This window comes from Ferrimonas balearica, assembly GCF_019802055.1.
Taxonomy (GTDB): Bacteria; Pseudomonadota; Gammaproteobacteria; order Enterobacterales; family Shewanellaceae; genus Ferrimonas; species Ferrimonas balearica_A.
In genome coordinates this window covers 104,484-117,016 of the sequence record NZ_JAHVHW010000003.1, presented here as the reverse complement: position 1 = coordinate 117,016, position 12,533 = coordinate 104,484, and the positions used below count along the sequence as shown (strand labels likewise).

The 12,533-nt window shown below is 53.2% G+C and carries 11 protein-coding genes, 2 pseudogenes and 1 riboswitch; of the genes and pseudogenes, 10 read left to right on the top strand and 3 right to left on the bottom strand.

Translation table 11 applies throughout. The features are described 5' to 3' along the window. Positions 1-34 precede the first annotated feature (34 nt). The 5 genes from KUV52_RS00525 (at position 35) to KUV52_RS00505 (ending at position 5,115) form a co-directional block, all read left to right on the top strand. Positions 35-874, top strand: coding sequence for an isopenicillin N synthase family dioxygenase (locus KUV52_RS00525; RefSeq protein ID WP_222523985.1), 840 nt, complete (start codon positions 35-37; stop codon positions 872-874). A gap of 113 nt (positions 875-987) precedes the next feature. After that, positions 988-1,071, top strand: a riboswitch (cyclic di-GMP riboswitch). Positions 1,072-1,164: 93 nt separating this feature from the next. After that, entirely contained in the window at positions 1,165-1,863 is a 699-nt protein-coding gene (locus KUV52_RS00520) for an AAA family ATPase (protein ID WP_222523984.1), read from the top strand. Next, positions 1,820-2,155 carry a ribbon-helix-helix domain-containing protein gene (locus tag KUV52_RS00515; RefSeq protein WP_222523983.1) on the top strand — a complete coding sequence of 112 codons (336 nt, stop codon included), beginning with the start codon at positions 1,820-1,822 and terminating at the stop codon, positions 2,153-2,155. Before KUV52_RS00520 ends, KUV52_RS00515 begins: the two co-directional genes overlap by 44 nt. A 115-nt stretch (positions 2,156-2,270) precedes the next feature. Then, on the top strand, positions 2,271-3,191 hold the full coding sequence (locus KUV52_RS00510) for a DUF368 domain-containing protein (protein WP_222523982.1): 921 nt from the start codon (positions 2,271-2,273) through the stop codon (positions 3,189-3,191). A gap of 418 nt (positions 3,192-3,609) precedes the next feature. After that, positions 3,610-5,115 (top strand): DUF3360 family protein, encoded by a 1,506-nt coding sequence (locus KUV52_RS00505; RefSeq protein WP_222523981.1) that lies wholly within the window; start codon positions 3,610-3,612, stop codon positions 5,113-5,115. A 211-nt stretch (positions 5,116-5,326) separates the two neighbouring features. Here the strand turns inward: KUV52_RS00505 and KUV52_RS00500 are convergent, their stop codons facing one another. After that, positions 5,327-5,620 (bottom strand): DUF3144 domain-containing protein, encoded by a 294-nt coding sequence (locus KUV52_RS00500; RefSeq protein WP_222523980.1) that lies wholly within the window; start codon positions 5,618-5,620, stop codon positions 5,327-5,329. Between the two features lie 147 nt (positions 5,621-5,767). Beyond that, positions 5,768-6,265: a glycine cleavage system protein R gene (locus KUV52_RS00495; RefSeq protein ID WP_222523979.1), complete on the bottom strand. Its 498-nt coding sequence runs from the start codon at positions 6,263-6,265 to the stop codon at positions 5,768-5,770. A gap of 137 nt (positions 6,266-6,402) precedes the next feature. Between KUV52_RS00495 and KUV52_RS00490 the strand changes: the two genes are divergently transcribed. Further along, positions 6,403-6,993 (top strand): DUF938 domain-containing protein, encoded by a 591-nt coding sequence (locus KUV52_RS00490; RefSeq protein WP_222523978.1) that lies wholly within the window; start codon positions 6,403-6,405, stop codon positions 6,991-6,993. Positions 6,994-7,265: 272 nt separating this feature from the next. Further along, a pseudogene (locus tag KUV52_RS00485) lies at positions 7,266-8,423 on the top strand (IS30 family transposase). A gap of 276 nt (positions 8,424-8,699) precedes the next feature. Here the strand turns inward: KUV52_RS00485 and KUV52_RS00480 are convergent. Next, a complete protein-coding gene (locus tag KUV52_RS00480; protein WP_222523977.1) occupies positions 8,700-9,518 on the bottom strand; it encodes a hypothetical protein in 819 nt (272 codons plus the stop codon). A 452-nt stretch (positions 9,519-9,970) separates the two neighbouring features. Between KUV52_RS00480 and KUV52_RS00475 the strand changes: the two genes are divergently transcribed. The 3 genes and pseudogenes from KUV52_RS00475 to KUV52_RS18775 form a co-directional block, all read left to right on the top strand. Beyond that, positions 9,971-10,954: a transposase gene (locus KUV52_RS00475; RefSeq protein ID WP_222523976.1), complete on the top strand. Its 984-nt coding sequence runs from the start codon at positions 9,971-9,973 to the stop codon at positions 10,952-10,954. A 508-nt stretch (positions 10,955-11,462) separates the two neighbouring features. Further along, positions 11,463-11,795, top strand: coding sequence for a hypothetical protein (locus tag KUV52_RS00470; protein WP_222523975.1), 333 nt, complete (start codon positions 11,463-11,465; stop codon positions 11,793-11,795). Between the two features lie 323 nt (positions 11,796-12,118). Continuing rightward, a pseudogene (locus KUV52_RS18775) lies at positions 12,119-12,226 on the top strand (transposase); the annotation flags it as partial. Between the last annotated feature and the right edge of the window lie 307 nt (positions 12,227-12,533).

The window sequence follows — 12,533 nt, the reverse complement described above, 5'->3', positions numbered from 1 at the left end:
GGGCTGATGCCCCTTTTCCAGATGAGAGGTACTGATGAAACTGACTGCCGTAGACTACCGTGCACCTGACGCACCGTCCCAGTTTGTCGAATCCCTGCGCCAGACCGGATTTGGCGTACTGAAAAACCACCCCATTCCCCAGCAACTGGTCGAGTCCATCTACCAGGATTGGCAAGGCTTCTTTGATGGTGACAGCAAAGAGCAATACCACTTTAACCGTGAGACTCAGGATGGCTTCTTCCCTGCCACCGTCTCCGAAGTGGCGAAGGGCCACACGGTTAAAGACATCAAAGAGTATTTCCACTACTACCCCTGGGGCCAGTGTCCGCCCGAACACAAAGCGCAGCTGGCCTCTTACTATGAGCAGGCCACTTCGCTGGCAGCAGAGCTGCTGACCTGGGTACAGCAAGAGGGCCCGGCGGCGGTGGCGGCACACTACGCTGAGCCGCTGCCCAGCATGATTGAGGGCAGTGACAAATCCCTGCTTCGCGTACTGCATTACCCGCCGTTGAAAGGGGATGAAACCGCGGGGGCCATCCGCGCAGCCGCCCATGAGGACATCAACCTGCTGACCATCCTGCCTGCGGCCAACGCTAAAGGGCTGCAGGTGAAGGGCCGCGATGGCGAGTGGATGGACGTGCCTTGCGATTTTGGCACCCTGATCGTCAACATCGGCGATATGCTGCAGGAAGCCTCCGGAGGGTACTTCCCCTCCACCACGCACCGGGTGGTTAACCCGGAAGGTGAGGCGACCAACCAGTCCCGCATCTCTCTGCCACTGTTTCTCCACCCCCGTCCGGAGGTGGTGCTGTCGCGGCGTCATACCGCCCACAGCTACTTGATGGAGCGCCTTAGAGAGTTGGGCGTTATCTAAAGAGGAAGGGGCCATCAAGGCCCCTTTTTCGTTGCTGCGTTATGAGTCAGTTGGTGAACTGTGTGAAAAATGATCTGGTATCCGCTAACGCATTGGCTATGATGGGGAAAGCACGACGAAAAAGGCAAACCAGGTGAAAGCCTGGGACGCAAAGCCTCCGGTCTAAGGTGAAAGCTATTGATAGCGGGGCTGCCGAGTGTATTGATCCCTCCTGTGATCGCACCTCCTTTTTCCGTGCAGGCGTGGTCTCCCCAGACCACTCATTCGGACAATCAGGGAAGGAATCGGTCATGATCATCCTTGTTGGTGGAGAAAAAGGTGGCAGCGGAAAAAGCTGTCTGGCGCAAAATATTGCGGTTTACCTGAGAACTGAAGAGGAAGGGAATGTGCTGATGGTGGATTGCGATCCCCAGCGCACCACCTCGGACTGGGTTCAGGAACGCTGCAGCAATCCTCAACTCCCTCATATCAACTGCATTCAACTCTACGGAAAAATCCGCAACGAGTTGCTAAGCCTGCGAGAGCGTTACGATTATCTGGTGATTGACTGTGGTGGTCAGGACAACCTGGCACTGCGTTCATCCATGGCGGTTGCCGACCACGTACTTGTGCCACTGCGCCCCAAGCGACGCGACCTTAAGACCGTTGAGCATATGGAGGACATTGTCTCCACCTGTCAGATGGTCAACCCCAATATGAATATGGCGTTTGTCATCACCCAGTGCCCCTCATTGCCCTCACTGGCGCCCCGCATTCTGGAAGCCAAAGAGGTGTGTCGTTCCTACGGCTTGCCGGTGCTGGATGCCGTTACCTACAGTCGCAATATGTACGATGACAGTGAGGAATCCGGCATGTCGGTGATGGAGTCGGAACCGGACGGCAAGTGCGCCACCGAGATCCGCCAGATCATTCACGAACTGCTCTATCGTGGCCAGAGGGGGAACCATGAGCCTGCTGAACTTGAAGCGAAAATCGCCCTCGTCCAATAAAACCGACGCGTTATCGCACGAAGGGCGCGAAGCCCAGTTGGAGGCGTTCATCAACGGCGCTGTGGCCTACAGTGCAGGCCAAAGCAGAGTCGTGCCGCTCCACCCTGTCCGCGGCTGTGAGAACTGCCGCTGTAAAAAAGCGAACTTCAGCCTCAATGACCAGACCATTGAACGGCTCAATCTGTTATCGCAGCACACCGGCATCCCCAAATCGAGGTTGATCCGGATCTGGCTGGACCAACTCGATTGGAACCGGGATCTGGACCAGTACCTTCGCAGCACGACTCCCTGATGTTCCCCACAATCAGATTAGGGGCCGAACAGGCCCCATTTTTTTATCCACAATCTTTCGACAAAAAGCCGATATAATCCTCCGCACTGCTTAGACCCGTGAGTACTGTTCTTACATGAGTTTTGACTTTCGCACCTTTCTGAAAGGGATGGCCATGGGGGCCGCGGATGTGGTGCCTGGCGTATCCGGCGGCACCATCGCCTTTATTAGTGGCATTTACGATCGCCTGTTGGAGAGCATCCGTCGCATTAACCCAAGTTTGGTCGGCGTGTGGCGCCGGGAGGGCGTAGCGGGTGCCTGGAACTACATCAATGGCACCTTCCTGGTGACGCTTCTGGGGGGGATCCTCACCAGCATCTTTACTCTGGCCCGGGTGATCACCTATCTGCTGGCCAACCATCCGGTGCCGCTGTGGAGTTTCTTCTTCGGCCTTATCCTGATCTCTCTGGTGCACATCGGCCGCTCCATCAAGGGGCATGGTGTCGGAACGCTGCTGTCTGCGGCGGCGGGCTTTGGTCTGGCTTACATTATTACCGTGGCCAACCCGCTGACGCTGGAAGCCAGCTACATCAATTTCCTGTTGGGCGGCATGCTGGCTATCTGCGCCATGATTCTGCCGGGGATCTCCGGTTCCTTTATTCTGTTGCTTCTGGGGCTCTATGGCCCTGTGCTGGCGGCGGTGAAGGGCTTTGATCTGAGCATCATTGTGGTCTTTGCCTGTGGCTGTGCTCTTGGGCTGCTGAGCTTCTCCCATCTGCTCAGCTTCCTGCTGCGCCGCTTCCATGGTCTGACACTGGCGTTCCTCTGTGGCCTGATGCTGGGCACGCTGAACAAAATCTGGCCCTGGAAAGAGGTACTGACCTGGCGCACCAACTCCGGCGGTGACCGGGTGCCCCTGCTGGAGCAGGCGATCAGCCCCTGGCACTACGAAGCCCTGACTGGCGCCTCTGCCCAGATCCCGATGGCTCTGCTGTGTGCGGCGGCCGGTATCGGTCTGGTATGGGGCCTGGAGCGGTTTGCTGCGCGAACCCAGTAAAATCCGAACGGATGACCAATAAAGGCGCCATTATGGCGCCTTTTGTCTTTTGGTCAGACCAATATTGGGCGGTTTGAAAATCCCATCAATATCGAGGGGAAATCGCCCGCGACTGGGGTTTGGCCTCGTTTCTGCCAAAACCATGAGAAAGCGCTTTTTAAAGCGAGTATTCGTTGGCCGAATTGACCTGAGTCAAGGAAGCCAGATCACAATCATGCTTTCGCCGAACAAAAACAACGCATCGGCGAAAAAGTCATTGGTAAATTGGTAAGACTTCGGATACAGATCACGGTATCTGGCTCAAATGCGTTCAGAATATCGCGCAAAGCTATACTGTGATGGGCTTTGGTTATCGGCTAACGAACCGAAACCCATCGGTTGTCATTGATACCCCTTGTGTTGAGGAGTGGTTGTTGCCATGCAAGAGCAGACAACAAAACCCGAAGAGAAGTCCTACCGGGAAGCACACCGCCCGGCCAGCGAGTTCGCTACCCGGTCTGAGTACCTGGAACACGAACTGCAAATCATGAAGCCGCGCCGTTGGCGTCTGAACCTGCCCGGTCGTGATTACAACTTCGAGTGGGAAGATCTTGTTCCCGCCCTGGCCGGTACCATCGGCATTATCGCCATGTACTCCGCTGTGGCCATGTCCTGGGCAGATGGTTTGTCCCAGGCCTGGGACCACATCGAGCTTGGCCGTGAGTTCGCCATTGAGGTGGCTCGCGTAGAGATGCTGATCCCGGCGCTGCTGTTCTGCATCATCGCCCCGGGTTTCCTGAACCCCCGCTCCAACTTGGCCGGTAACCACGGCCCGATGATCCCGCTGATTGGCGCCATCGCTCTGGCCGGTGCTCACCCACTGGCGCTGGCGCTGCTGCTGGGTGTATTCGGTCTGCTGCTCAGTGCCTTCAAAGGGGGCTCAAGGCTGGTGAATCTCACGGGGGAAGGGGTCGCAGGCGGCCTGTTGGTGTTCCTCGGCTTTACCGGTGCCATGAGCCAGATCAGCGACATTCAGAACTGGTCTACCAGCATTGGTATGGGCCACGTGGGTCTGATTGTTCTGGCGGTCACCATTGTGCTGTACGCCTTCCTGGCCAAAGTGGGCAAGCGTTGGCTGGCAATCCCCGCCTGTGCCTTTACCGGCCTGGCGACCGCGCTGCTGCTGGGTGCGGGCTTTGACCTGACCTTTACCACTGAAACCGGTCTGCCGAACCTGAACCCGGTTTACTGGTGGGGCTCCACTGAACAGGGCTGGATGCTGGGTCTGCCGACTCTGCAGCACTTTATTGCCTCTCTGCCGTTCGCCATTCTGGCGGTTGCGATGTGGTCTCCGGACTTCCTGGGTCACCGTATCTTCCAGGAACTGAACTACCCCAAAGGTACCGAAAAAGTGCTGATGGACGTGGACGACACCATGACCACCTGCTCCGTGCGTCAGATGGTAGGTACCTCTCTGGGTGGCTGTAACATCACCTCCTCCTGGGGTACTTACATGATCCCGGCCGCTATCGCTAAGCGTCCGATCCCGGCTGGCGCCATCCTGCTGGGTACCCTGTGTATCATCGTGGCCTACCTGGGCTTCCCGATGGACGTAGCGGTATGGCCTCCGGTAATGCGCATCGCGCTGCTGGTGGGTGTATTCCTGCCGCTGCTGGAAGCGGGTATGCAGATGATCAAGGACACCAAGGATTCTCAATCTGCGGGTATCTGTGTGTTCGCCGCTGCCGTGACCAACCCGGTTCTGGCTTGGGCCCTGACCATGCTGCTGGATAATAACGGCCTGATCGGTGACAAAGAGCGTCCGAAGCGTCTGTCTAAGATGGACCGCCTTGTGATCCCCGGAGCTGTGCTGCTGATCTGTCTGGCCGCCATGCTGGCGGTGGGCATGCTGGAGCCGCAATACGGTATCCCGGCCCTGATGTAATCCAACGATTGCCTCAGTAAAAAGCGCGCCTGTTGGCGCGCTTTTTTGTGCCTGCTGATCGGGGCGAACCTCTCTCCCTGAGAGGACAGTTCGTGCGTATGCAGAAGGGGAGGGGGGGGAAACAGAAACAAAAAAAGCGCACCTTTGGGTACGCTTCAGACTCACTGGTTGGGCATACAAAAACGCCCGGCGTGGGGCCAGGCGTCAATGATTACTTCTGGGTGGAGCGGTAGTGATCGAAATGCTCGATGTAGTCGTCCAGGTTGTTTTCCAGATTCTTTCTGTACTCTGCAACGTAGTAGTCCAGCATCTCCTGCTTCTTGGACTCCATCTGCTCCTGGGATTCGAAGCTGGTGGAGCCGAACCAGGCGTTGTAACGGGCCAGGGCATACATAAAGGACGCGCTGACTTCGCCGGTTTTCACTTCTTTGTCTTGGTTCTGCTGGTTGGCCAACTGGATCATCGCGTTAGCACGCTCGAAAAAGGCTTTGCTGCTGTCAGACATCCTACATTCCTGTTCAGTCCATCGGGATCACCACGACCCCCTACAGGCCTTCACGCTACGTGGTTTCCGCGCGCCACACCGTAAGCGCCTTCACACTCTGTTGTTTTCAGGTTCCAGAATTGTGAGCCGCTTGGCAATGTGGGCAAATCAGACTCGTTGGACGATCATCTTTTCACCAAGTCCCTCCAACTCCATCAGCACCAGATCCACATCCAACTCTGCGGGCATATGAACCGCCAGTTCCGCGGTAAACAGCGCACCGCCATCCGCGCTGGCCACCCGATGACACTCCAGCTTCTCAACGCTGATGCCATGGCCATCCAGGGTAGCGGTAATGTCGTTGACCAGACCCGGGCGGTCTGCCGCATCGATCTGCAGGTGTACCGGTTTGGCGAGGACGGTTTGTTCCGGGTGACACTCGTGGATCTGCACCAGCATGCGTGGTGCCTCAGTTAACGCCTCCTGAAGCTGCTGCAGCTCAGAGCGAGGCGCTTCCACCTTGATGATGGCGGCAAACTGCCCATCAAGATTGATGGTGCGGGTATTGAGCCACTTGCCCTGATGGTGGTGAGTGGTGGCGGCCAGTTGGTTCAACATGCCAGGCCGATCAGGCCCGACAACGGTCATCAGAAAGTGCGCGTTCATAGCAAGACTCCTTGATCCCCTAGGCTTTAAATCAGTGTAACCCAGTAAACATGATGCAATGTGATCAGGATCACGCGGGATGGGCCTTGGGCAGGAAATACCGTAGTCTGAGAGCCCCAACGCAAAAAGAGTGGATCATGAACAAACCTTTTTCCCAGGCCTGCGAGAACAATAGAGAACCGATTCTGACTCACCTTGCCAGGGAGTTTGCGCTGACAAGGCGGGTTCTCGAAATTGGCAGTGGCACCGGACAGCACGCCGCGCACTTTGCCCCCCGACTGCCCCATCTTATCTGGCAACCCAGCGACAGACTGGAAAACCTGGCAGGGATTCGGCTTTGGTGCGATGAGGCCAACGCCACCAATCTGCTCACCCCCATCGTATTGGACGTGACGGCTCGCTGGCCGGAAGGCCCCTTTGACGGCATGTTCAGCGCCAATACGGCCCACATTATGGCGTGGCCGGTGGTGCAGAGGATGCTGGAAGGGGTAGGGCAAGGACTCACTGTTGGTGGCTGCTTCTGCCTCTACGGCCCCTTCCATTACGGCGGCCAAGCCACCAGCGACAGCAACGCCCGATTTGATGCTTTTCTACGGCAGCAGGATGGCGAGATGGGGATCCGCGATATTGAAACGGTATGTGACACAGCAAAGGAATACGGACTCACTCTGAGCAACGACCATGGGATGCCAGCGAATAATCGATTGTTGGTGTTTGCGAAGGGGTAGGGGATGGGTGGGGAAACCGAATAACGCCTTTAGTTGCCTAGATAGTGCTTGTATCTGCCGGGGCTATGCTGGCACGGACCTCTGAGTGAACTCCTACTTATTCATATGAATGGTGGGGTCTTAGATTCTACCCCTTACCGGGCAGTGGGTTATGCATTACACGCACAGTCTAGGTTCGTTGCTGAGGTGCTTGAATGAGTGGCCGCTATGGCGCTGTAGATTCAATTGGTCAGCGCAACACCTTATCGTTTAGATAGACGACAGAGGTGGCCATGAAGCAACGTAAACGGATTTACTACAGCAAAAAGCAACAGGATTTGATGTGGGAGCGCTACAAGCTTGGCTGGTCACTTCAGAAAATTGGGGAGCTATTTGAGCGCGCCTCATCCTCGGTACATCCCATACTGGCCCGAACAGGCGGTATTCGCCCACCAGACAGAGCAAGGGCTCAACGCTCTTTGTCGCTCAATGAAAGAGAAGAAATATCCCGAGGTCTCGTGGCTGGGCTCTCACTACGCCAGATATCATCACTGCTCAATCGAGCTCCTTCGACTATCAGTCGTGAGATTAACCGTAATGGCGGTCGTGATGCATACCGAGCCGTAGATGCCGACAGGCTGGCGTGGGAACAAGCATTGCGACCCAAGCCCTGCAAACTAGTGACAAATCCAGCCCTTTGCTACATCGTTGAAGTCAAACTCATGCAGCATTAGTCACCCCAGCAAATTGCGGGCTGGCTTAAGCGCAAATACCCGACTCTTGAGCAATATCACGTGTCCCACGAGACGATATACAAAACGCTATTTATCCAGGCGAGAGGTGCTTTGAAGAAGGAACTTCAAGAATACCTACGTTCCCAGCGAACCATCCGAAGAGCACGAGTTTCAACCTTGAAAAAGAAAGTTGGGGGGATAGTTAATGCTGTCTCTATCCGTGAACGGCCTGCAGAAGCGGAAGACAGAGCAGTTCCAGGACACTGGGAAGGTGACCTCATTGCAGGGAGCAAGAACAGTTACATAGCGACGCTGGTAGAGCGCCACTCAAGATACGTAAGCCTCGTGAAGGTTGACGGACGATTCTCTGATGACGTCGTTCCAGCGCTTATCCAACAGGCAAAATCGCTATCTCGTGAACTCTACAAATCGCTCACTTGGGATCGCGGGTCAGAGATGGCAACTCATGCAAAGTTCACCACTGCAACGGACATCCAAGTCTACTTCTGTGACCCCAAAAGCCCTTGGCAGAGAGGATCAAATGAGAACACAAATCGGCTACTCAGGCATTATTTGCCAAAGGGAACAGATTTATCGATACACTCGCAGGAAGAACTTGATGAGATAGCTCGACAGTTAAACACACGCCCTCGGAAAACTCTTGATTACGACACCCCCGCGGAGCGATTTAACCAGTGTGTTGCGTCGACCAGTTGAATCCACAACCCAAAGCAGACGTTCGCCAAAGCATATTTGAGGTAACATCAGCCACCCAAATATCATGGGTGTCTTCCTATTTTGTCGCTGGCCCCTTGAGCCCTGACTGAATCGGCCCCACTTTTCCACTTACCGATTGATGACGTAAGATGGGAGCAGCTGACATCGTCTCGAAAGCGTCCTATACCCCAGCCCGAGTTTTCCTCGATTACTCCAATGAGGCCCCGATTGAATCAGGGCCTGTGGTGACTTAATCAATCGAAATCCATCTGCTTGTCACTTCAGATATATTGTGCATCCTTTTTCATCACACACTGCGTAACTTTGTCCGGTTAAGCCCGGTCGATTGTCATACACCGGGATGTGATTATTATTAAGTGAATTTATGAAGCTATTTAAAGCTGATTCGCCACCATTCTCAAAAGTATAGTGACCACTAATATCACTTGCATTTATAGGTATGCTTTGGTTATCGGCGTCTACGCCGGAGTCTGCTACAAGCTGAAGTCTAAAAGCACCAGATGTCGTAACTCCGACTATCATAAAGTCCCATCGAGAACCATCGCTAAACTCCAGTTCAATACGATAATGGTCAAGAGCATTGTATACACCAGTGAATTCAAACGCTGCCAGTCCAATATTATTTAACGCCTGGGCCAAACTCATGTTCTGATTGTAGTAATCAGCTAGTTCATTGTGAAGGCTATTAGAGCCAACCATGTCCCATGCTGACGCCGCAATGTGTTCTGGAACAGTGTCAGCCTGAAGTATACCTATAATTGAACGGTGATGAGACTGTATACTAGCGAACTCAGTTTTTTTTGCTGAAGTTGGACTTAACTCCAGTGCTGTCCACTCCAACGGACTTCCTGGCTCTCTGTAAAATTCAACAGAGAAATTTCTCAGTTCCCCAGTGTAAATGTTCCCCACATGAACGGTGCTATCAACACCGTTCGCAACAGTTTTTGCTACACTTCTGAATTGTGTTCCAGAAATGCATGTGTCGCAAAGGACGCTTATTTTTTCGTTCGATTCAGCAGGATGTGAGAAAAGCATTGCAAAAACTGCAACCCCAGCGAATAAGTTCCAATTCATATAACACTTCCTTATAGTGGCGATACATAATTGAATCGCTCAAACTATAATCAAACCATTGGGTAAGTTTGTCAAATTCAAGCATCGTAATCATTAGTCTCTATATATTCCCTTATCAACAGTTAGACCAGCCAAGCTGAAAGCGGTCTCTGGATTGAATATCCTTACTCTGTTGCGAAATTTCACAACAAATAAACATATTCACCTCATCGCATGAGCAAATATCATTCATGGCGCGCTGCTCTAGTGGGCTAGAGCATCTCACGGTGTTGCCCTTCGTTACACAGGACAAACACTGTCAGTGGTCTGTACTACTAACAGGACACCCATCTGTTCATCCGTAAATTACTAATAAGACACCCATGATTTAGTTGGTTTTAGGAAATTTAACAGCGGCTAATTGCTATGGCTCTTAGGCTTACTGCACAGGGATTGTGCTTGAGGGCAGGGAGATGCCGAAGGCCAGAAGCCAACAGGTCAGTTTGCAGGACACATGCTACTACCACTGTGTCAGTCGCTGCGTCAGGTGCAGCTTTCTATGTGGGCAAGACCCCTACAGTGGCAAGAGTTACGAGCATCGTCGCCAGTGGGTTGAAGAGCGCTTGCTGCAACTGGCAGAGGTGTTTGCCATCAGCGTGTGTGCCTTTGCGGTGATGAGTAATCACACTCATGTGGTGCTGTGTATTGAGCCAGAGCAAGTTGAAGAGTGGGATACCACAGAAGTAGTTCAGCGCTGGCACCGGCTGTATGGTGGCACAGCGCTGACGCAGCGGTATTGTCAGGAAGAGGAACGCCAACAGATGGCGGAAGCTGAGCTGAATGTCGTCGAGGCCCTGGCAGAGCAATACCTCGAGCGGCTGATGGATATCAGTTGGTTTATGCGGGCGTTAAACGAGCCAATAGCTCGCATGGCAAATCGGGAAGATGGCTGCACGGGGCGTTTCTGGGAAGGCCGATTCAAATCTCAGGCGTTATTGGATGAACAAGCGTTACTCAGTTGCATGGCCTATGTGGACCTCAACCCAATCCGTGCCAATATCGCCAGGACTCCGGAAGGCTCACACCACACCAGCATACGGATGCGGATACAGGCCGCGCTTAAGGGCGAACAGCCCACACAACTGAAACCCTTTAGTACCCAGTCACAACCCACAGCGCACGCCCTGCCTTGCCATTTAAACGACTACCTGGAACTTCTCGAGTTTACCGGCCGGGCTCAGCGCCTCGACAAGCCGGGTCATGTCGCAGACTCTGCGCCTGAACTCCTTAGCCGACTCGGTATTGCCCTCCCCAATTGGATAACTCTCACTCAAGGCTTTGAGTACCAATTTGGCTGCCGGGCGGGCACGCTGACCAGCCTGCAGCACTGTCGCGGCAGTCAGGACGCTGTTCGAATTCGAGGCTCGACCAACGCCCGCCGATTGTTTGCCGCTTAACAGCACCGACCCACACCAATAAGAGCAATGCAGCATGCCCATGCAGGCTTAGTGCTGTCTTTTTGAAGGGAAATGTGAAAGGTTGGTATCTAAATCAGGACACCACCTCGATAACTGACCCCTACAACTAACCAAAAGAAGATAGAACGCTGACTTAAGCCACTTGGATGCTGGGAGTTCATAAAGTGGGTGTCCATTTAGCACTGATAAAGTGGGTGTCCATTTAGCACTGATAAAGTGGGTGTCCATTTAGCAATTCGCCGCCTAACAGCACCGACCCACACCAATAAGAGCAATGCAGCATGCCCATGCAGGCTTAGTGCTGTCTTTTTGAAGGGAAATGTGAAAGGTTGGTATCTAAATCAGGACACCACCTCGATAACTGACCCCTACAACTAACCAAAAGAAGATAGAACGCTGACTTAAGCCACTTGGATGCTGGGAGTTCATAAAGTGGGTGTCCATTTAGCACTGATAAAGTGGGTGTCCATTTAGCAGAGGGTTTGGTATGAGTTTTCGCGATGTTAAAGTGTTTTTGGCAGTGCTTGCGTTAATCTTTGTAAGCTCTTGTGGGAGAGAAGAAATGATGGGTGTCGATGAGATTAACGAAGCTATTGGCAATAATCTTAGTGCCGGTGATGCGGCGGAAAGGATAGAGTCATTCTTGATTTCTAAGGAGATAGACTTTACTTACGACAAGTATTCAAGACGATACCAGTGCATCAAGCGAAGCAACAGCGAGAATGATAAGATTGAATCTGCAATCATTATTTATATCTACGTTGACTCTAATAAAAGGTTTGTTAGTTCTGAGGTGATCGAGTCCTATACCATGCCATGATTTCTTCTATTTAAGAGAAGCTTTTCTTCAAAGGATTCGTTCTGCGCTGAAGGAATTTGTGACTGCTCAAAGGGAGAGTCGTATTCGGTGTCCAGCACCGGTAGAACCGACCAGCCTTTTCCAGCAGGCTGGCCGGCACTCGCCAGCGCCGCTACTGTAGCGGTGCTGGCGAGAAAAGCTAATAAGACACCCATGATTTAGTTGGTTTTAGGAAAAGAACTAATAAGACACCCAAGATTTAGAAGGTTTAACGGTATTTAACAGCGGCTAATTGCTATGGCTCTTAGGCTTACTGCACAGGGAGTGTGCTTGAGGGCAGGGAGATGCCAAAGGCCAGAAGTCAGCAGGTCAGTTTGCAGGACACATGCTACTACCACTGTGTCAGTCGCTGCGTCAGGCGCAGCTTTCTATGTGGGCAAGACCCGCACAGCTGAAGCGCTTTTGTTCCCATCCGCAATCCCCAACGAATTCCTTACCTTGTCATTTAAACGACTATCTTTAGCTTTTCGAGTTTACCGGCCGGGCACGTTGACCAGCCTGCAGCGCTGTCGCGGCAGTCAGTACGCTGTCCGGATTCGAGGGTCCACCAACGCCCGCCGATTGTTCGCCGCTTAACAGCACCGACCCACACCAATAATAGCAATGCAGCCTGCCCATGCAGGCTTAGCACTGTCTTTTCGAAGGGAAATGTGAAAGGTTGGTCCCTAAATCAGGATACCACCTCGATAACTGACCCCT